Raw genomic sequence first — 18,247 nt, 5'->3', positions numbered from 1 at the left:
TTTCTTCTATAGTATAACACAAAATCAAAATATTACAACAGGAAGTTGTTTTATTTTTCCAATTTTATTTGCGGCCGCCGGGCGATGATGCACCGGTCGTTGCCGCCGTAGTCTTTGCGGCATTCGATGTCGGCCCAGCCGTTTTCGGCCAGCAGGTCGGTCACAGCCTGCCGCTGCTGCCAGCCGATCTCCAGCACCAGTGCGCCGCCGGGACGCAGGGCCTGCCGGTAATGCTGCGCAAGGGCGCGGTAAAACACAAGGCCGTCCTCCCCTGCTTCCAGCGCCATGGCAGGTTCTTGCGCCACTTCCGGCTGCAATTGCTGCATCTCGGCAGCGGTGAGGTACGGCGGGTTGGACACGATCAGGTCCAGCTGCCCTTCCGGCAGGGTTTCCCAATAGGTGAACAGATCCCCCTGTACCGGCTGTACGGCATAGGCGGGCTTTGCCTTGAGGGCGTTCAGCGCAGGGCCCCAATCAAATGCCGGGGCGTCCGCCTGCTCAAAAGCAGTGGGCTCCAGCAGGTTCTCGGTCTGCCTGCCCTGCCCGGCCAGTGCACAGCGGGCGTTCTTTTCCAGATACGCAAAGGCTTCCGGGCTTTTTTCTACACAGGCCACCTGCGCAGTAGGACAAAAGCGCTTGACGCCCAGCCCCAGGCAGCCGGTCCCTGCGCAGAGGTCCAGCACCTTCGGCGTGGCAATGTCCGCCACAGCCTGCGCGGCCGCTTCGGCCACCACCTCGGTGTCCGCCCGGGGGCAGAGCACACCGGGCCCCACGGCCAGCTCAAAGTCCAGAAAGCTCCAGCTGCCGCACAGGTATTGCAGCGGCTCCCGGGCCGCGCGGCGGCTGCACAAGGCTTCCAGCCTGTCCGCTTCTTCTGCGGTCAGGGGCCGGTCCGAGATGCGCATGTCCCGCCCGGATGCCAGCCGGAACAACTCCCGCGCATCAAAATCCGCGTCCGGACAGCCGGCAGCGGTCAGGCGGTTTTCTGCTTCCCGCACGGCTTCGCGCGGGGTCATACCAGCTGTTACCATTTGCCATCCTCCGGGTTCTCGGGCAGGACGGGCGTCACGGCGGCAATGGCCACTTCGATCATGCTGTCGTCCGGCTCAAACACGGTCAGGTGCTGCACCCAGATGCCGGGCTGCCGGATGATGCGGGTGGCCCAGTTATCTGACCGGCCGCACCACTTGAGCAGCTCATAGCTGATGCCCATGACCAGCGGCAGCAGCAGCAGCTTGCACACCACCCGCAGACCGATGCTGCCCCAGGGCAGCACGCTGTAGAGGAACACACTGACGATGACCACCAAAATCAAAAAGCTGGTGCCGCAGCGCGGGTGGAAGCGGGTGTACTTGCGCACATTCTCCACGGTGAGCTCGTCGCCCGCCTCGTAGCAGGCAATGGTCTTGTGCTCGGCACCGTGGTACTCGAACACGCGGTGGATCTCCTTCATGTTAGAGATGCCCACCATGTAGGCCAGGAAGATGCCCACTTTGAGCAGTGCTTCCAGCACCACCTTGCCCCAGCGGCCCAGCGCCACAAAGTGGTCCACGCCGCCCACGAGGAAGGTGGGCAGCACCGTGAACAGCAGGATCGCCAGCAAGCCGCCCAGCACAGCCGCCACGGCCAGCAGGGCATTCTCGGCCTTTTCGCCCAGGTGTTCGCCCACCCATTTTTCAAAGGCAGTCTCCTCCTCGGCGGGGTCGTAGTCGTCGCCCATGCTCACCTGGGCCGAGTACATCATGTAGCGGTAGCCCACGATGAGGCTCTCGATCATGGAAATGGCACCGCGCACAAGGGGAATTTTGGTCCACACACCGTGGTGCTTCACGGGGTCGATCTTGGTCTCGATGGTGCCGTCGGGCTTGCGCACCGCGCAGCAGATGCGCTCCGGGCCGCGCATCATGACGCCTTCCATCAGCGCCTGCCCGCCGACGCTGGTCTTGAAACGTTCCTTGTTGGGTTGATTCATTGGGTTCTCCTATCGGATTTATTTTCCCTTTATTTTAACACAGAATTGTGAAAAAACTTCTTTTTATGCCTTATGGTACAGCGGCAGACCCAGGGTGACCACCGTGCCCCGGCCCAGCGTGCTCTTGATGTCCATGGTGCCGTCCAGCGCGGTCATGATGGAATCCACCAGCGCAAGGCCGATGCCGCTGCCGCGCACCGAGTTGCTGCCCTTGTAGAACTTGGTCTTGACGTTCTCCAGGTCCTCCGGCGGGATGCCGCGGCCCTGATCGAGAATTTCCACAAAGGCTTTGTACTCGCCTGCCCACAGCTTGACCGTGATGCGGCCGCCGGGTGCGGAATACTTGATGGCGTTGTCCAGAATGTTGATGAACACCTGCCGCAGGCGGTCCGGGTCGGCGTAGACCGGGATCATCTCCTCCGGTTCGCTGTAGCTCAGCACAAGGCCCTCGCGCTGGATGCGCGCTTCACAGAACAGCACCGCGTCGGTCAGCTCGGCCACAAGGTCCAGCGGGCGGCAGTCCATGCGGATGCGGCCGTTCTGCAGGCGGCTGAAGTCCAGCAGTTCTTCCACCATATTATAGAGGCGGCCGGTCTCGTTGTTGATGATCTCCAGCCCCTTGCGGTAGTTCTCGTCGGTGGGGTCGTCCAGAGTGCGCAGGGTCTCCACCCAGCCCCGGATGGAGGTCAGCGGCGTGCGCAGCTCGTGGGAGACCGAACTGATGAACTCGTTCTTCATCTTCTCGGTCTCCTCCAGCCCTTCGGCCATCTGGTTGATGGTGCCGCGCAGGCGGTCCACCTCGTCGTGCTCGTCGCCGGTCACCGGCAATCGCACGTCCAGTTCGCCCCGGGCGATGCCGGCGGCGGTGCGCTCCACCTGCCCCAGCGGCACCACGATGCTGCGGATGAAGTACAAGCCGGACATCACGGTGAACGCCAGAATGACCGCCACGATCACCAGGCTGGCGAGGATGGCGTTTTTGATCTGAGCTTCGATCAGCGCAAGGCTGGTGACCAGGCGCATGGCCGCCACGTCCTCGGCGGCATAGGGCACCAGATAGCACCCCGCCATGACCAGCTCCCCGGACTGGGTGCGGTAGACCGCCACGCCCAGACCGTCGGAAGCGTCCTGCGCCAGCTCAAAGTCGTTGTTTGTGACGATGCCCTCGGCACTGGTGCCGCTGGAAGACGCAATGACTCCGCCGTAGCTGTCCAGCAGCATGAACTCGTACTTGTCCTTGTCGGCAAACTGCTCCACCATGCGGCGCAGCGCCACACTGCGGGTGGCCGCCGTGCTCTGGGCGGTGTCGCCGGTGTACATTTTCAGCTGGCCGGACACCGAGGAGAACCGCCGGTACATGGTCTGCTGGACGCTGTTGTAATAACTGCGGGTGTAGCTGTACAGGAACATAGCTTCGGCCAGCAGCACCAGCAGCACTGTGATGAGCAGGCTGCCCCGCAGCCACCGGCGGGTGATACCGCTTCGCATGGCGGTCTCCTCCTTTCAAACGATTTAGAATTGTCTCCGCTTCGCTCTGACAATAGCAGCGGAAAAATTATTTTTATATATTTGTAAATCAGAAAAGCCTGCGGGCTTTTCTGATTTACTTTTTCACGGGAAGGGCCGTAACGGTAAACGGCATCTGCTGGCACCCCGCTCCCCTGCGGGGAGCTGCCGCCGCAGCGGCTGAGGGGCCTTCAAATCGGAGAAGCGAGAAAAAAGTGCAACGGCGACGACCGCCGCCAGCGGCGGATACAGGGAGGAGCTGTTGGGGCAGCGGTCAGCAGGACACGAGTGCCGCTCAAGGCACGAAGTGGACGCTGGGCACCGCAACCCGTCTGAGCGAAGCGGCTAGATTTTTTCCGGTTCGACTTCCTCTTTGGGGTCTGAAAGGGGCGAGCAGCCCCTTTCCCGTTGCGGGGTGGGTGGAGTCCAGAGGTAGGGAGGGGGGAGTCGGAACACCCCTCCCTGCCTCTGGCCCAGCGGAGCGTCCAGCCCGCTTGCGGTGGGCAGAAACTTCCCCCGCAGCACCGCTGCGCGGCAATGGCTGGGAACGGACGATTGGGAATGCGCGCCGCGCTGCTCTGCGCATCAATAGCGGAAAAATAATTTTTAAGTTTGGGACAGCGGAACGCCTGCGGACGCTCCGCTGTCCCCTTTTCACAGGAAGAGGCTTGGATGGCAAACGGCAGCCGCCGCCGCAGCAGGGGCAGAGGTCACTCCTCCCAGCGGTAGCCGTAGCCCCACACCGTGAGGATATGGGCCGGGTGGCTGGGCTCGTCTTCCACCTTCATGCGCAGGCGGCGGATGTTCACATCCACGATCTTCACATCACCGAAGTAGTTCTCGCCCCACACGCCCTTCAAAATCTTCTCGCGCACCAGCGCGATGCCGGGGTTGCGGAAGAACAGCTCCATGATCTGGAACTCCACCTGGGTCAGTTCGATGGGCTGGCCTGCCTTCAGCAGCACGCGGCGGTTCTCGTCCAGCACGAAATCGCCGCTGGTGAGCATGCCCAGGCTGCCGCCCTTTTCGCCCTTTTCCTCGCCGCCGGTGCTGCGGCTGACGCGGCGGCAGAGCGCCTCCACGCGGGCCAGCAGCTCGCTGACGCTGAAGGGCTTGGTCATATAGTCATCGGCACCAATGGACAGGCCGCGAATTTTATCCTGCTCCTGCCCTTTGGCGCTGAGGATGATGATGCCGATCTTCTGGTCGGTGCGGCGGATGGTCTCGCACAGCGAGAAGCCGTTCATGCCCGGCAGCATCACGTCTAGAATGGCGGCGTCGCAGCCCGGCTTCTGTTCCAGCAGCGGCAGCGCGGCTTCCGCGCTCTCCGCTTCCACCGCTTCCATGCCTGCAAGACGCAGGTTCAGCGCGATCATCTCGCGGATATTGGCTTCATCTTCCACCACAAGCACTCGTACCATGTACCATTCCTCCGTTCTATCAGTTGAGCAGATGCAATGCCTTGGAAAGGCGGTAATCCTTGTCGGCGATCTCCACATCCGGGGCAAGCTTTGCCTGCATCTGGCGGGACGCCACGATGCCCAGCCTTGTCCAGCCCTTGGAGCTGGAGGTGGTGCGGGCCAGCCGCACGGTCATCACCAGCTGGTCTTCGTCCAGGGTGCGCAGCTCCACCGCGCCGTCGTATTGTTCGCTGTCGGTGAGCTTGAGGTTGCCCTCCCACTCCATGGGCAGCTCGATGTAGCAGTTGGTCTCCTCGTCCAGCAGGCCGAAGCTCTTTTTGGGCTCCGGGCTGGTGTAGTCCATCCAGACGATGAAGTCCATGCGGCGGCTCTGGCTCATGTTCAGCAGACCCGCTTCGTCCGGCTGGGTGGGGATCTCCACGATGCCGTCGTCGTCCAGGTCCTGGCTCACCAGCGTGGACACGTTGCGCAGGGACGCATTATAGAGCCGCTCGGTGCTGATCTGGGTGGCGGGCACCATCTGCTGGGTCTCCTCGTCGAAATACAGCAGCACGCTGGCAAGGTTGTTGCCGGAGATGCCGGTCCAGCCGTCCAGCACCAGATAGTGCCTGCCGTCCGCGCCCATGCCCGCCGCCACCGAGGCACAGCCCGAGAAGCGGTTGGCCGAAAGGCCCATGACGGCCACCTGCTGGAAGGACCCCTCTTTGTCCACGGTGAGCAGTTCGATCTGCACGCCGCCGTCTTCCAGCGTGGACATGAGGATCAGGTCCTGATTGCCGCCGCCGGTGATGTCCTCCACCAGATACTGCTCATACTGCTGTTCCAGAATGGTGGAGAGCTGGTTCTGGGCGTAGGAATACACGGCCAGATAGTGGTCGCCCTGGGCGGACAGATAGCCCACCACCAGCTGTGCGCCGTCGCCGGGCTGCAGCTGGGCCAGGCCCACGCTTTCCACCGTGTCGGAAAGGCCCTCCACGTTCTGGCGCACCTGCCAGCCGTCCGCGTCGGTCTTTTGCAGGATGGCGATGCACACGTTGGTGCTCTGGGCCGTGGTGTAGAGTACGGCGGCGTCCATCTGGCCGTCGCCGTCCAGGTCCTGCAAAAGGAAGGGTGAGAGCAGTTCCCCCTGCATGGGGTATTTGAGCTGGGCGCTCTCCCCCAGCCAGTCGTTCAGGGCCGTCTGCACGTTGCCGTAATCGCCGGAAAGCTTCGGCGCGCGGAGCAGTTCTTCCACCTGGGCGCGTTCGCCGGGCAGCGCGCTGCAGCCGGCCAGCGCAAGGCACAACAGCACACAGGCCAGTGCCGCCCAGCGGCACATGAGGTTTTTCAACTGCGATCCCTCCCTTCGCAGAAAATTGCCGGGCCAAAGCCCAGACTGCGCTATTGTCAGTATACCACGGCGGCCGCGCAATGCCAACACCTGAAAACGAGAAACACACACCAAAAAGTGCCGCCGCACGGTATCGCGTGCGGCGGCACTTTCAGCTCTTTGCTTTGGGTTTAATCAAACAGGCCCTTCTGTTTTGCGTTCTCCCAGGTCAGGCAGACGCGCAGCTTGCTCACGGGGAAAGCGGGGTGGAACTTGCCATCCTCTGCATCGTTGAGCAGTTCCTGCTCCACGGCCCAGCGGGCGGCCTTCTGGGCGTCGGTATCCTCGGCGCTGATATCGCTGTAGAGCGCGGTGCTTTCGGGCTCAGGTTTCCCGGCGCGCTCCCACAGCAGCTTTGCAAGGGCAATGCGGTTCGTGGGCATGGCCACATCATCCATGGCGAGGATGCGGTACAGGCCGGTGCCCACTTCATAAGCGCCAACCGCCGCAATGCCGCCGATGACCACACCGGCCGCGATATCGCCGCCGTAGTCGGTGTCACCCGTGCCGGGGTCAACGATGCTCTCGTCTTCGTACTCGGCAGTGATAATCACATCATACTCGGGCATAGAGAAGCTGGTGTTTTCCGTATTCTCTGTTTCTGCATCCAGCAGGCCGGTCACTGGTGTACCATCTGCTACTTTTTCCACCTTCCAGCGAGCAAACTTTTTGCCCTCCAGGATATCGGCAGTCAGATTCACCGGAGTACCCTCTTTGAGCTGCGCATAGGGTTTCAGTGTGGTCACATTGTCGCCTTCGCCGGTCGTGGCAGTGGCGTTGATGGTGTTAAGGCCGAAGTACTTGTCACCCTTGCGCTGGGTCAGGTAGCGGTACTCACCGTCTGCACCCTTCTCGTAGCCAATCAGCCAGCCGTCATTTTTACCGGTCAGCTTCAGGTTCTGCTGGTAGTCTTTGCCTGTGGTCTTTGTGGTGATCTGCACGTCATCGGCGGGATACGCCACTTCAACTGTAATGGCTCCGGCTGTGTCCTTCGTGCCTTCGTCCAGCTCCACCTGCGGTGCGTTGGCGGGGGTACTGCTGTCATTCTTCAGATAGATATCAGTCTCGTTGTCCTCAAAGGTCACATTTTTCAGTTCAATGTCCGAGCCTTCCCGGTCATATTCCAACTCAAACGCCTTTTTGCAGCCCTTGATTTTTGTATTTTCAACGGTCAGCTTATGGGGGCCATTCAAGAATGCAAAGGCCAAGTATTGGGCAAGAATACCAGTTACACTGTTCCGTTCTGCGACATAATTGCTGTCCTTGATCGTCGCTTTGCCGCTCAGCATATAAAGGAGCCCGCCGTTGTAGTTTCGATTTCCAACGGATGTAAACTCGCAGTTTTCTGCCCAGAAAGAACCGCCAGATTGTACCGTAACGCAAGAGTTTTCATTCTCTCCCACAACGGTACTATTATAAATCTTTAACTCTGCACTCGAACCGCCGACTGCAAGCACATAATTTCCACTCTCCACCTTTGCATTGTAGATGGACACACTTCCCTTGCCTCTGCAGTCAATCCCTCCACTATTAATTCCAGATGCTTTAAAATTCCCTCCATGAATCTCAACGCTCGCCGAGCTATTTCCTCCACAATCAATTACATGAGTGCGCTCACCAGCTTCTGCTGTGACTTCATTCAGTTTTAAGGAACCGTCCTTTACGCAAAACACGGAATATGTTGAATTGACTTCGCTCGTTTCCTTGCTGTAGTAATCGCCACCGTTGCATGTAACGTCTGCACCTGCGGCCTCCAGATACACCACTCCTGTATCCCCAGTGTTCATCACGTTGCAATCGGTCGTCATCTTGATTTTCTGGTCCACACCATCTTTTGTGCCGTTGATGGTCACCTTACCAGTACCTGTGACATCCAGAAATTTGGCAACGCCTGTAATTGTTACCTCACCATCAATATTGATGGTGATATCCTGCTTCGTTTCAATGGTAATGCCCTGTGTATAGTTACCGCTCAGAGTATAAACTGTGCCGTATGTTTCAACGAATGTCTCACCAATCGTTTTGCCGCCATCCAGATGACAAGGCGTTGCCGCTTTCTGCTCACTCACCGCCGCAGTGGTTTCACCCGCACCCACTTCCAGCGCGAATGCACCCACGGGCAGAGTGGAAGCCATCATGCTCACCGCAAGGGCCGCACTGATGAACCGCAAACTCTTTTTTCGCATTGTTTTTGTCCTCCGTTTTCGCCTTTTTTCCGGGCACCATGAGAAAAAGTGCCCATTTTTTCCATTCTACCCCCCCCCCCTATCGTGTCAAGTGACGAAACAGCAGAAAATAAGGTCGAGTTTTTGGGCGTTTTGTCGGTTTCTGAGTCAAAAGCAAAGCAAATTTCCGGGAACATGCCAAAAACGGCTGAAAAGCGCAAAAAAGCCCTCTCCCATTGCTGGGAAAGGGCTTTTATTACTGTATCAAACAGTCAGAGCAGGATCAGACGAGCTCCAGAACTGCCATCTCAGCTGCGTCGCCGCGGCGAGCGCCGATCTTGATGATGCGGGTGTAGCCGCCGTTGCGGTCAGCGTACTTGGGGCTGATCTCGTCAAACAGCTTCTTTGCAACATCTTCCTTGGTGATGTAGGCGTAGACCTGACGCTTGGTGTGCAGGTCGCTGGCCTTGCCAAGGGTGATCATCTTCTCGGCCATGGAACGAACGTCCTTAGCGCGAGTGACAGTGGTCTCAATCTTGCCATTCTCTAACAGGTAGGTAACCATAGCGCGCATCATAGCGTTGCGGCTGTCGCTGGTTCTACCGAGCTTTCTGGTACCGGGCATCCCGTTTCACTCCTTAATTATTTTAGTTATTCGTCTTCCGAGTTCAGCTTGAAGCCCAGGGAGTCCAGCTTTGCCATGACTTCTTCCAGGCTCTTGCGACCGAGGTTGCGGACCTTCATCATCTCGTCCTCGCTCTTGCTGACCAGATCTTCCACCGTGTTGATACCTGCACGCTTCAGGCAGTTGAAGGAACGCACGCTCAGATCCAGCTCCTCGATGGTCATCTCCAGAGCCTTCTCCTTGTCGTCGTTGGTCTTCTCCACCATGATCTCAGCGCCAGCGGCCTCGTCGGACAGGTTGACGAACAGGTTCAGGTGCTCGGTCAGCACGCGGGCAGCCAGAGAAACGGCTTCCTGCGCATTGATCGTGCCATCGGTCCAAACCTCGATGGTCAGCTTGTCGTAGTCAATGGCCTGGCCAACACGGGTGCTCTCGACGTTGTAGTTCACCTTGAGCACAGGGGTGTAAATGCTGTCAACGGGAAGGGTGTTGATATCGTTCTTCTCGATGATAGCCTGTTTGTTGCGCTCTGCGGGCACATAGCCGCGGCCCTTGTCGAAGGTGAGCTCCATGACGAGCTTGGCGCCCTCGCCCAGGGTTGCGATGTGCCACTCAGGGTTCAGAATTTCGATGTCGTCGCCCTGCTTGATGTTGTCGGCGGTGACCTCACAGGGGCCAACTGCCTCAACACGCACTGTCTTCGGACCATCGGTGTACAGCTTTGCAGCGATACCCTTCAGGTTCAGGACAATTTCGGTAACGTCTTCCTTGACGCCCTCAATGGTGGAGAACTCGTGAACCACGCCGTCAATCTTGACGCTGGTCACGGCGACACCGGGCAGAGAGGAAAGAAGCACACGACGCAGGCTATTGCCCAGTGTGATGCCAAAGCCACGCTCCAGCGGTTCTGCCACGAATTTGCCGTAGCGGCCGTCCGGGGACAGGCTTGCCGTTTCGATTTTGGGACGTTCAATCTCCATCATATCTATGCCCTCCTTGTCAAACCGGTGTTCCCACCGGCCCATTATTAAATTCTTTCAAAGAAAAGAATGCGAAAGATTGCCATCCAATAGGAAGGCCAGTCCTTCTTAATGGATTACTTGGAGTACAGCTCGACGATGAGGTGCTCTGCGACTTCGTAGTCGATATCGCTGCGCTCGGGCAGCTTTGCGACAACACCCTTCAGAGAACCGGTCTCACGGTTCAGCCAGGAGGGCAGAGCAACAACGGGAGCCTCGGGGCCGGTCAGCTTTGCAAACTTTGCAGAGGAACGGCTGGACTCGCGGACTTCGATCACGTCACCGGCCTTCACCTGGTAAGAGGGGATGTTGACCTTCTTGCCGTTGACGGTGAAGTGAGCGTGAGACACCAGCTGGCGGGCGTCGCGGCGGGTCTGAGCAAAGCCCAGGCGGAACACGACGTTGTCCAGACGGCACTCCATGATCTGCAGCAGGTTCTCACCGGTCTTGCCGGGGCGAGCCTCTGCACGCAGGTAAGCGTTGTGGAACTGCTTCTCCAAAACGCCGTAGATAAACTTGACCTTCTGCTTCTCCTTCAGCTGAGATGCGTACTCAGACTGCTTCTTGCGCATGTTGCCATTGGAGTTGCGGGTGGTATTCTTCTTTGCATAGCCCATGACCGCAGGAGAAATGCCCAGGGCCTTGCAACGCTTTGCGATAGGCTGCGTATTCTTTGCCATAATTCAATTTCCTCCTTCGATCAGACACGACGGCGCTTCGGGGGACGGCAGCCGTTGTGGGGGATAGGAGTCACGTCCTTGATCAGGGTGACTTCCAGGCCGGTAGCCTGCAGCGCACGGATAGCGGACTCACGGCCAGCGCCGGGGCCCTTGACGTAGACTTCAACAGTCTTCATGCCATGCTCGATGGCGGTCTTTGCTGCGGTCTCAGCAGCGGACTGAGCTGCGAACGGGGTGCTCTTGCGGCTGCCGCGGAAGTTCAGGGAGCCGGAGGAGCACCAGGACACTGCATTACCCTGCAGGTCGGTGATGGTGACAACAGTATTGTTGAAGGTAGACTGGATATGAGCCTGACCAGCAGCAATGTTCTTGCGCTCTTTGCGCTTCATGCGGACATTAGCGCCCTTCTTGGCATTATTTGCACTTGCCATTTCTCAAATCCTCCTTACTTCTTCTTGTTAGCGACAGTGCGCTTCGGGCCCTTGCAGGTACGTGCATTGGTCTTGGTGCGCTGGCCGCGGCAGGGCAGATTCTTGCGATGGCGGGTGCCACGGAAGGACTGGATCTCAACCAGGCGCTTGATGTCCAGAGCAACGTTGCGGCGCAGGTCGCCTTCAACGATGATGTTTGCCTGATCGATGTAGTCACGGATCTTGGCTTCTTCTTCCAGAGTCAGGTCCTTGACGCGGGTATCGGGGTTGATGCCAGTTGCTTCCAGGATCTTGTTAGCAGTGGTCTGGCCGATACCATAAACGTAGGTGAGACCCACCTGAACGCGCTTCTCGCGGGGCAGGTCAACGCCGGCAATACGTGCCATAGTAGTTTCCTCCAAAAATCATCCCATGTCAGTGTCGGGGTCTGCGCCGGGACTCTACGCACTTGACCCCCAGGCGCCCGAATTAGCCCTGGCGCTGCTTATGCTTGGGGTTCTGGCAGATGACCATCACGCGGCCTTTGCGGCGGATGACCTTGCACTTTTCGCAGATGGGTTTCACGGAAGGCTTGACCTTCATGATGTTGAACCTCCTTTTGGTTGATACCCTGGTGCTTATTTGGAGCGCCAGGTGATGCGGCCCTTAGAAAGATCATAGGGCGACATTTCCACGGTAACCTTGTCCCCGGGCAGGATACGGATGAAATTGGTCCGCAGCTTGCCGGAGATGTGCGCTAAGAGGATATGGCCGCTGGGAGTGAGCTTCCCGGTGTTCTTATCCTCGCTCAACATTTCCACCTTAAAGATGGCGTTGGGCATGGCTTCACGCACAATGCCTTCGATCTCGATAACGTCTTCCTTAGACAAGCTATTTGCCTCCTCATTGGATCTGCTCAGTTTGTCGTTGAACCTGGGCCGGTGCCCTTGCCGTCGAACCCTGAAAGCACTGCGGTTTTCGCGTGCCTGCGCCCGTTTGGCCACAGCTTGCCGCTTCAGTGTTCTTTGCCTTGGGTGCCGGTCCACAGACGGACAGGCGGCGATGATCGCCACATACTTCATCTTCTGCGGCACGAAATCCGCAAAACGGGCAGAGAATCCCTGTCCGTCGAGGAAGTATCTGGCTTCCACAGCCATTTATAGATTATACACCTTTTGTTGTCAATTTGCAAGAGGTTTTTTCCGTATTTCCGATAAAAATTTCTCAAAATTCAAAATCGGTTCTTCCCTGCCCCCGCCTTCGGTTTTCTCCACCGGGAAGATGAAACTTTTTCACCAAAAGTTGTCGCAATTGCACAAATCGCAGGTCATCCCCTGCCAAAACGCCGCCTGCGGCAGAGCATTTCTGCTCTTTCACAGGCGGCGCTTGCCGTTATGCGGGGGTCCCGCTTACTTCAGGCTGAACTTCTCCGGGTCAAAGTCCGGGTCATCCCAGAAGCGGGTCATGATCTCGGTGTGATCCTTCAGGATCGCGTTGGAGTGCTCGAAGTGAGCAGCCAGGCCGCCGTCCTTGGTCTTGACGGTCCAGCCATCCTTGGACTGGAAGATCTTGCAGTCGTACTGGCAGATCATCGGCTCGATGGCGATGGTCATGCCGGGCACGAGGCGCGGGCCGCGGCCCTGATGGCCGTAGTTGGGCACTTCCGGATCTTCGTGCAGCTCCTTGCCGGTGCCGTGACCCACGAACTCGCGCACCACCGAGAAACCGGCATCCTCGCAGTAGCTCTGCACGGCATAGCCGATATCACCGATGCGGTTGCCTGCCTTGGCAGCCTCGATGCCCTTGTACAGAGCAGCCTTGGTCACGTCCAGCAGACGCTGAGCCTCCAGGTCGATCTTGCCCACCGCATAGGTGCAGGCGTTGTCGCCGTTGAAGCCGTCGATCTTGGCACCGGTGTCGATGCTCACGATATCACCGGGACGGATGACGATGTCATGCGAAGGGATGCCATGGATAATGGTATCGTTCAGGCTGATGCAGGCCGTGCCCGGGAAACCATACAGACCCTTGAAATTGGGGATGCCGCCGTGCTTCACGATGAAGTCGTAGATCAGCTTGTCCAGCTCCCAGGTGGTCATACCTGCTTCGATATGTTCACCGCCGTATTTCAGGGCAGCTGCGCTCAGGGCATTTGCCTTGCGCATACCGTCCAGCTCTTTCGCATTTTTGATCTGAATCACAATTATGCCTCCAAAGCCTTCATGACTTCAGCCGTGGTCTCCTCGATAGAGGGGCAGAACTTGATCTCTGCCAGCTTGCCGCGGGTACGGTAGAACTCCACCAGCGGCTCGGTCTGCTCATGGTAAGCCTTCAGGCGATCCAGCACGGTAGCGGGCTGGTCATCCTTGCGGATGACGGTCTTGCCGCCGCACAGGTCGCACACGCCCTCGACCTTGGTCTTCTTGTTGACGATGTGGTAGCTGGCACCGCACTTCTCGCAGACGCGGCGGCCGCTCATGCGGTCAACGATGACGCTGTCCTCGACCTGCAGCTCCAGCACCTTGTCGATGCGGATGCCCATGGTCTCAATGGCCTCGGCCTGAGCGATGGTGCGGGGCACGCCGTCCAGGATGAAGCCGTTGGCGCAGTCAGGCTGTGCCAGACGATCCTTCAGGATGCCGATGATGACCTCATCGGGCACCAGAGCACCGGCGTCCATGAAGCTCTTAGCCTTCAGGCCCATCTCGGTGCCTTCCTTGACAGCAGCGCGCAGGATGTTGCCGGTGCTGATGGAGGGGATGTTCAGCTTTGCGCAGATGATCTCGGCCTGCGTGCCCTTACCGGCGCCGGGGGCGCCCAACAGAATCAGATTCATAGGATTTCTCCTTTTCTTATGTTAGTGGATGAAAACTCCGAAAAAGCAAAAAAGCACTGAAAAGTTCGAGCGTACTCTCCTTTCCAGTGCTTTCTCACATCTTAATTATTGTGGATCAACCAAGGAAGCCCTTGTGGTTGCGCATCGTCATGAAGCTGTCGAGGCTGCGGGTGGTATCAAGTGCCACACCAACCACGATCAGCAGGCTGGTACCGCCCAGCTGGATACGCATTCCGGTCAGGTTGCCCAGAATGATCGGCAGCACAGCCACCACAGCCAGGAAGATCGCGCCGATGAGGGTGATCTTGTTCAGGGTGCGGGTGATGAAATCGCTGGTCGGCTTGCCGGGACGGAAGCCGGGGATCGAGCCGTTGTTGCGGCGCAGATTGTTGGCGATCTCAACGGGGTTGTACTGGATGGCCACATAGAAGTAGTTGAATGCCAGGATCAGCAGCAGGTAGATCACCACATACAGCCACGAAGTGTAGTTGAAGGTGTGGAAGAATGCGTACCACACAGGGTGCGCAGTCTGATCGATCTGCAGGAAGCTGCCGATGGTGCCCGGGATGGACACCAGAGCCGAAGCGAAGATGATGGGCATGACGCCGCTCATGTTCAGCTTCAGAGGCAGGTAGCTGTTCTGACCGCCCATCTGCTTGCGGCCCACCACGCGCTTTGCATACTGGATGGTGATGCGGCGCTCTGCGTTGGTCATGATGACCACGAAGACCACGGCGACCAGTGCCAGCACGATCAGCAGCGGCAGGAACACATAGTACTGGGGCTTGCCGGACGCTGCCTGGGTCAGCAGACCCGTGACAGAGGTGTACAGCGAAGACCAGTTGGAAACGATGGAGGCAAAGATCAGAAGCGAGACACCGTTGCCGATGCCCTTGTCATCGATCTGCTCACCGCACCAGGTGATCAGCTGTGCGCCGGCCACGAAGGTTGCGATGATGACCACGGCGGAGAAGATGCCCTCTGCGCCGTTATAGTACTTCAATGCGCCCATATTGCGGATCACGAAGTAGTAGCCGATGCTCATGATCAGAGCGATCACACCACCGGCATACCGGTTGATCTGCTGCAGTTTCTGCTGGCCGTCGGCTTCCTTGGCCAGATTTTCCAGCGAAGGAATTGCCACGGTGAGCAGCTGCACAATAATGGAGGCGTTGATATAGGGTGTCACACCTAACGCGAAGAGCGTGCAACGAGCCAGTGCACCGCCGCTCATCATGTTCAGATAGGAGAGCATGTCGCCGTTTGCGAACATCTGCGTCAGCGCAGAGCCGGAAACGAACGGAACGGGGATGGCACAGCCCAGACGGTACACCACGAGGATCGCCAGCGTGAACAGGAGACGATTTTTAAGCTCGGGGATCTTCCATGCGTTACGGAATGTCTGGAACACCTTACATCACCTCAGCCTTTCCGCCTGCCTTCTCGATTTTCTCTTTGGCAGAAGCGGAATAGGCTGCGGCCTTCACGGTCAGAGCCTTGGTCAGCTCGCCGTTGCCCAGAACCTTAACGCCGTCCAGGGTCTTCTTGACCAGACCCTTTGCCTTCAGAGCCTCGGTATCGACGACATCGCCGGCGTTGAAAGCAGCTTCCAGATCAGCCACGTTGACGATGGCGTACTGGGTAGCAAAGATGTTGTTAAAGCCAACCTTGGGCAGGCGGCGTGCCAGAGGCATCTGGCCGCCCTCGAAACCAGCGTGCTTCACGCCGGAACGGGCCTTCTGGCCCTTGCTGCCGAAGCCGGCAGTCTTGCCATTGCCGGAGCCAATGCCGCGGCCCTTGCGGGTCACAGCCTTGTTTGCGCCGGGAATCGCGTGCAATTCATGAAGTTTCATTATGCGTATACCCCCTGCTATTAGGCTTCGGTGACGCTCAGCATGAAGCCGATCTTAGCGATCTTGCCCTGCGTAGCGGCATTGTCAGGCTGAACGGTAACGTCGCCCGGCTTCTTCAGGCCCAGAGCCTCAGCGGTAGCGATCTGCTTAGCGCCGCGGCCAATCAGGCTTTTCTTCAGCTCGATCTTGAGCATCTTATCTGCCATGGTTAGTTACCTCCTTAACCCAGAATTTCTTTCACGGTCTTGCCGCGCTTCTCAGCGACAGACTCAGCGCTGACCAGGCCGCACAGACCTGCGAAGGTAGCAGAAACAACGTTGATGGGGTTGTTGGAACGCATAGACTTCGCACGGATGTCCTTGATGCCAGCTGCCTCAATGACGGCACGCACAGGGCCGCCGGCGATCATACCGGTACCAGGTGCAGCCGGCTTGAGCAGAACGGCGCCTGCGCCGTACTTGCCGACGATCTCGTGGGGGATGGTGGTGCCCTTCAGGGCAACCTTGTGCATGTTCTTCTTGGCAGCAGCCTCGCCCTTGCGGATTGCCTCAGGCACTTCGCCGGACTTGCCGATGCCGTAACCGATGGTGCCCTTGCCGTCGCCCACGACAACCAGAGCGGCAAACTTCATGATGCGGCCGCCCTTGACAGTCTTGGAAACGCGGTTGATGGAGACAACCTTGGTGATCATGCCGTCGTCTTCACGGTTTCTCATAGCCATAATGTGTTTCCTCCTCTCATTACAGCTTCAGGCCGCCCTCACGGGCGCCATCAGCCAGGGCCTTAACACGGCCATGATAAACGTAGCCACCACGGTCGAACACGACCTCGGTGATGCCCTTTTCCAGAGCCTTTGCTGCGATCTTCTTGCCGATCTCAGCAGCGGCCTCGACGTTGCCGCCGTTGCCGTTGAAGTCCTTGTCCATAGTGGACGCCGACACCAGGGTCACGCCCTGCTCATCATCGATGATCTGAGCGTAAATGTGCTTGGCGGAGCGGAAAACATCCAGGCGAGGACGTGCTGCGGTGCCGCTGATCTTGTTGCGAACGCGGCGATGACGACGAAGACGAGCTTCGTTCTTGTCGATCTGCTTAACCATTGTCTTTCACTCCTTACCTTATTTCTTGCCCTTGCCGGCCTTGCCTTCTTTGTGCTTGACAACCTCGCCCTCGTAGCGGATGCCCTTGCCCTTGTACGGCTCAGGCGGCTTCTTGGCGCGGATCTCAGCAGCATACTGGCCGACCTTCTGCTTGTCAATACCGGTAACGGTGAAGTGGTTGGGATCCTGCCACACGATGGTGCAGTCCTCAGTATCAGGGATGTTCACCTGATGAGAGAAGCCCAGGTTCATGACCAGGTTGGAGCCCTGCTTCTGGCAGCGCAGGCCGACGCCCACGATCTCCAGCTTCTTCTCGTAGCCGTTCACAACACCGTTCACCATGTTGGCGATGTTGGTACGGGTCAGGCCGTGCAGGCTGCGGGCCTGGGGTTCGTCATTGGGGCGGGAAACCAGAACTTCATTGCCCTCGACCTTGACGGTCATCAGGGGATGATAGTTGGAATTCAGGCTGCCCTTGGGGCCCTTGACGGCGACGGTGTGTGCTGCCTCATCGACAGTGACAGTGACGCCGGCAGGAATGACGATGGGTTTTCTTCCAATTCTCGACATTGTCTTTTACCCCTTTCTTACCACACGTAGGCCAGGACTTCGCCGCCGACGTGTGCAGCACGTGCAGCCTTATCAGTCATGATGCCCTTAGAGGTGGAAATGATTGCGGTGCCCAGGCCCTTCATGACCTTGGGCATATCTTCGCAGTTGGTGTAGATGCGCAGGCCGGGCTTGGACACGCGGCGCAGACCAGCGATAACGGGCTCGCCGTTTGCCTGGTACTTCAGGGTGACAACGATGGTGCCCTGAACGGTGTCGTTCTTGACCTGCATGCCCTTGATGTAGCCCTCGTCAACCAGAATCTGGCAGATAGCCTTCTTCATGTTGGAAGCGGGGATCTCCACAGAAGGGTGTTTGGCAGTGCTAGCGTTGCGGATGCGAGTCAGCAGGTCCGCGATAGGATCAGTAATCTGCATTTGCCACTAACCTCCTTAGATTAGCTCTCGTTTGTTTTATAATGATACCGCCCCGAAACACCGTTGCCCCGGGGCGGATATCCGACAAATTATCCGGCCCTCCGGTTTGATTACCAGGAAGCCTTCTTCACGCCCGGGATCTCGCCCTTGTAGGCCAGCTCACGGAAGCACACACGGCACACGCCGTACTTGCGCAGCACGGAGTGGGGGCGGCCGCAGATGCGGCAGCGGGTGTATGCACGGGTAGAGAACTTAGCAGGACGAGACTGCTTCAGCTTCATAGACAGTTTAGCCATTGTAGAAAT

Annotated in this window: 23 protein-coding genes; all 23 read right to left on the bottom strand. The window is 58.3% G+C overall.

The genetic code is table 11. From position 1 onward, the window contains the following. Positions 1 to 50: 50 nt before the first annotated feature. The 23 genes from CGS49_RS05490 to CGS49_RS05380 all read right to left on the bottom strand — a co-directional run bounded on the left by CGS49_RS05490 (position 51) and on the right by CGS49_RS05380 (position 18,238). Positions 51 to 1,031, bottom strand: a complete 981-nt coding sequence (locus CGS49_RS05490) for a N5-glutamine methyltransferase family protein (protein WP_097800881.1) — start codon at positions 1,029 to 1,031, stop codon at positions 51 to 53. Then, positions 1,025 to 1,972, bottom strand: coding sequence for a DUF1385 domain-containing protein (locus CGS49_RS05485; protein WP_097800880.1), 948 nt, complete (start codon positions 1,970 to 1,972; stop codon positions 1,025 to 1,027). Before CGS49_RS05485 ends, CGS49_RS05490 begins: the two co-directional genes overlap by 7 nt. A gap of 63 nt (positions 1,973 to 2,035) precedes the next feature. Then, complete coding sequence (locus CGS49_RS05480) at positions 2,036 to 3,460, bottom strand: sensor histidine kinase (RefSeq protein ID WP_097800879.1); 1,425 nt, start codon at positions 3,458 to 3,460, stop codon at positions 2,036 to 2,038. Positions 3,461 to 4,188: 728 nt separating this feature from the next. Further along, positions 4,189 to 4,899, bottom strand: a complete 711-nt coding sequence (locus CGS49_RS05475) for a response regulator transcription factor (RefSeq protein WP_097800878.1) — start codon at positions 4,897 to 4,899, stop codon at positions 4,189 to 4,191. A gap of 19 nt (positions 4,900 to 4,918) precedes the next feature. Further along, a complete protein-coding gene (locus tag CGS49_RS05470; RefSeq protein WP_242975383.1) occupies positions 4,919 to 6,229 on the bottom strand; it encodes a hypothetical protein in 1,311 nt (436 codons plus the stop codon). A 170-nt stretch (positions 6,230 to 6,399) separates the two neighbouring features. After that, positions 6,400 to 7,476 carry an InlB B-repeat-containing protein gene (locus CGS49_RS14185; protein WP_097800877.1) on the bottom strand — a complete coding sequence of 359 codons (1,077 nt, stop codon included), beginning with the start codon at positions 7,474 to 7,476 and terminating at the stop codon, positions 6,400 to 6,402. 1,240 nt (positions 7,477 to 8,716) lie between these two features. Beyond that, positions 8,717 to 9,058, bottom strand: coding sequence for a 50S ribosomal protein L17 (gene rplQ, locus CGS49_RS05460; protein WP_005934891.1), 342 nt, complete (start codon positions 9,056 to 9,058; stop codon positions 8,717 to 8,719). Between the two features lie 26 nt (positions 9,059 to 9,084). After that, the gene (locus CGS49_RS05455; RefSeq protein ID WP_097800876.1) at positions 9,085 to 10,041 is read right to left on the bottom strand and encodes a DNA-directed RNA polymerase subunit alpha; all 957 of its coding nucleotides are present in this window, start codon (positions 10,039 to 10,041) and stop codon (positions 9,085 to 9,087) included. A 113-nt stretch (positions 10,042 to 10,154) separates the two neighbouring features. Further along, entirely contained in the window at positions 10,155 to 10,757 is a 603-nt protein-coding gene (gene rpsD, locus CGS49_RS05450) for a 30S ribosomal protein S4 (RefSeq protein ID WP_097800875.1), read from the bottom strand. 20 nt (positions 10,758 to 10,777) lie between these two features. After that, complete coding sequence (gene rpsK / locus CGS49_RS05445; RefSeq protein WP_005921825.1) at positions 10,778 to 11,188, bottom strand: 30S ribosomal protein S11; 411 nt, start codon at positions 11,186 to 11,188, stop codon at positions 10,778 to 10,780. A 14-nt stretch (positions 11,189 to 11,202) separates the two neighbouring features. Continuing rightward, positions 11,203 to 11,574, bottom strand: coding sequence for a 30S ribosomal protein S13 (gene rpsM, locus CGS49_RS05440; RefSeq protein ID WP_005937976.1), 372 nt, complete (start codon positions 11,572 to 11,574; stop codon positions 11,203 to 11,205). Positions 11,575 to 11,656: 82 nt separating this feature from the next. After that, positions 11,657 to 11,770 (bottom strand): 50S ribosomal protein L36, encoded by a 114-nt coding sequence (gene rpmJ / locus CGS49_RS05435; RefSeq protein ID WP_005921832.1) that lies wholly within the window; start codon positions 11,768 to 11,770, stop codon positions 11,657 to 11,659. A 35-nt stretch (positions 11,771 to 11,805) separates the two neighbouring features. Beyond that, positions 11,806 to 12,057 carry a translation initiation factor IF-1 gene (gene infA / locus CGS49_RS05430; protein WP_005937979.1) on the bottom strand — a complete coding sequence of 84 codons (252 nt, stop codon included), beginning with the start codon at positions 12,055 to 12,057 and terminating at the stop codon, positions 11,806 to 11,808. A gap of 519 nt (positions 12,058 to 12,576) precedes the next feature. After that, positions 12,577 to 13,368, bottom strand: coding sequence for a type I methionyl aminopeptidase (gene map / locus CGS49_RS05425; RefSeq protein ID WP_097800874.1), 792 nt, complete (start codon positions 13,366 to 13,368; stop codon positions 12,577 to 12,579). A 2-nt stretch (positions 13,369 to 13,370) separates the two neighbouring features. After that, the gene (locus CGS49_RS05420) at positions 13,371 to 14,003 is read right to left on the bottom strand and encodes an adenylate kinase (RefSeq protein ID WP_097800873.1); all 633 of its coding nucleotides are present in this window, start codon (positions 14,001 to 14,003) and stop codon (positions 13,371 to 13,373) included. 115 nt (positions 14,004 to 14,118) lie between these two features. Next, complete coding sequence (gene secY / locus CGS49_RS05415; protein WP_097800872.1) at positions 14,119 to 15,414, bottom strand: preprotein translocase subunit SecY; 1,296 nt, start codon at positions 15,412 to 15,414, stop codon at positions 14,119 to 14,121. 1 nt (position 15,415) lies between these two features. Further along, a complete protein-coding gene (gene rplO, locus CGS49_RS05410) occupies positions 15,416 to 15,856 on the bottom strand; it encodes a 50S ribosomal protein L15 (protein WP_005934902.1) in 441 nt (146 codons plus the stop codon). A gap of 20 nt (positions 15,857 to 15,876) precedes the next feature. Further along, positions 15,877 to 16,062 (bottom strand): 50S ribosomal protein L30, encoded by a 186-nt coding sequence (gene rpmD / locus CGS49_RS05405; protein ID WP_005934904.1) that lies wholly within the window; start codon positions 16,060 to 16,062, stop codon positions 15,877 to 15,879. A 14-nt stretch (positions 16,063 to 16,076) separates the two neighbouring features. Then, positions 16,077 to 16,577 (bottom strand): 30S ribosomal protein S5, encoded by a 501-nt coding sequence (rpsE, locus tag CGS49_RS05400; RefSeq protein WP_005937997.1) that lies wholly within the window; start codon positions 16,575 to 16,577, stop codon positions 16,077 to 16,079. 19 nt (positions 16,578 to 16,596) lie between these two features. After that, entirely contained in the window at positions 16,597 to 16,956 is a 360-nt protein-coding gene (gene rplR, locus CGS49_RS05395; RefSeq protein ID WP_005938000.1) for a 50S ribosomal protein L18, read from the bottom strand. Positions 16,957 to 16,974: 18 nt separating this feature from the next. Continuing rightward, positions 16,975 to 17,526 carry a 50S ribosomal protein L6 gene (gene rplF, locus CGS49_RS05390; protein WP_097800871.1) on the bottom strand — a complete coding sequence of 184 codons (552 nt, stop codon included), beginning with the start codon at positions 17,524 to 17,526 and terminating at the stop codon, positions 16,975 to 16,977. Between the two features lie 17 nt (positions 17,527 to 17,543). Continuing rightward, the gene (gene rpsH / locus CGS49_RS05385; RefSeq protein WP_005938007.1) at positions 17,544 to 17,942 is read right to left on the bottom strand and encodes a 30S ribosomal protein S8; all 399 of its coding nucleotides are present in this window, start codon (positions 17,940 to 17,942) and stop codon (positions 17,544 to 17,546) included. A gap of 110 nt (positions 17,943 to 18,052) precedes the next feature. Continuing rightward, positions 18,053 to 18,238, bottom strand: a complete 186-nt coding sequence (locus tag CGS49_RS05380; protein ID WP_005921866.1) for a type Z 30S ribosomal protein S14 — start codon at positions 18,236 to 18,238, stop codon at positions 18,053 to 18,055. Positions 18,239 to 18,247: the final 9 nt, after the last annotated feature.

The organism is Faecalibacterium langellae, assembly GCF_002549775.1.
Lineage (GTDB): Bacteria > Bacillota > Clostridia > Oscillospirales > Ruminococcaceae > Faecalibacterium > Faecalibacterium langellae.
This window is presented reverse-complemented; position numbering and strand designations above follow the sequence as displayed.

What these genes read in the sequence shown, in the direction of transcription:
- CGS49_RS05490 (WP_097800881.1), bottom strand. Translation starts at nt 1,031, where the DNA reads ATGGTAACAGCTGGTATGACCCCGCGCGAAGCCGTGCGGGAAGCAGAA.
- CGS49_RS05485 (WP_097800880.1), bottom strand. Translation starts at nt 1,972, where the DNA reads ATGAATCAACCCAACAAGGAACGTTTCAAGACCAGCGTCGGCGGGCAG.
- CGS49_RS05480 (WP_097800879.1), bottom strand. Translation starts at nt 3,460, where the DNA reads ATGCGAAGCGGTATCACCCGCCGGTGGCTGCGGGGCAGCCTGCTCATC.
- CGS49_RS05475 (WP_097800878.1), bottom strand. Translation starts at nt 4,899, where the DNA reads ATGGTACGAGTGCTTGTGGTGGAAGATGAAGCCAATATCCGCGAGATG.
- rplQ (WP_005934891.1), bottom strand. Translation starts at nt 9,058, where the DNA reads ATGCCCGGTACCAGAAAGCTCGGTAGAACCAGCGACAGCCGCAACGCT.
- CGS49_RS05455 (WP_097800876.1), bottom strand. Translation starts at nt 10,041, where the DNA reads ATGATGGAGATTGAACGTCCCAAAATCGAAACGGCAAGCCTGTCCCCG.
- rpsD (WP_097800875.1), bottom strand. Translation starts at nt 10,757, where the DNA reads ATGGCAAAGAATACGCAGCCTATCGCAAAGCGTTGCAAGGCCCTGGGC.
- rpsK (WP_005921825.1), bottom strand. Translation starts at nt 11,188, where the DNA reads ATGGCAAGTGCAAATAATGCCAAGAAGGGCGCTAATGTCCGCATGAAG.
- rpsM (WP_005937976.1), bottom strand. Translation starts at nt 11,574, where the DNA reads ATGGCACGTATTGCCGGCGTTGACCTGCCCCGCGAGAAGCGCGTTCAG.
- rpmJ (WP_005921832.1), bottom strand. Translation starts at nt 11,770, where the DNA reads ATGAAGGTCAAGCCTTCCGTGAAACCCATCTGCGAAAAGTGCAAGGTC.
- CGS49_RS05420 (WP_097800873.1), bottom strand. Translation starts at nt 14,003, where the DNA reads ATGAATCTGATTCTGTTGGGCGCCCCCGGCGCCGGTAAGGGCACGCAG.
- rplO (WP_005934902.1), bottom strand. Translation starts at nt 15,856, where the DNA reads ATGAAACTTCATGAATTGCACGCGATTCCCGGCGCAAACAAGGCTGTG.
- rpmD (WP_005934904.1), bottom strand. Translation starts at nt 16,062, where the DNA reads ATGGCAGATAAGATGCTCAAGATCGAGCTGAAGAAAAGCCTGATTGGC.
- rpsE (WP_005937997.1), bottom strand. Translation starts at nt 16,577, where the DNA reads ATGGCTATGAGAAACCGTGAAGACGACGGCATGATCACCAAGGTTGTC.
- rplR (WP_005938000.1), bottom strand. Translation starts at nt 16,956, where the DNA reads ATGGTTAAGCAGATCGACAAGAACGAAGCTCGTCTTCGTCGTCATCGC.
- rplF (WP_097800871.1), bottom strand. Translation starts at nt 17,526, where the DNA reads ATGTCGAGAATTGGAAGAAAACCCATCGTCATTCCTGCCGGCGTCACT.
- rpsH (WP_005938007.1), bottom strand. Translation starts at nt 17,942, where the DNA reads ATGCAGATTACTGATCCTATCGCGGACCTGCTGACTCGCATCCGCAAC.
- CGS49_RS05380 (WP_005921866.1), bottom strand. Translation starts at nt 18,238, where the DNA reads ATGGCTAAACTGTCTATGAAGCTGAAGCAGTCTCGTCCTGCTAAGTTC.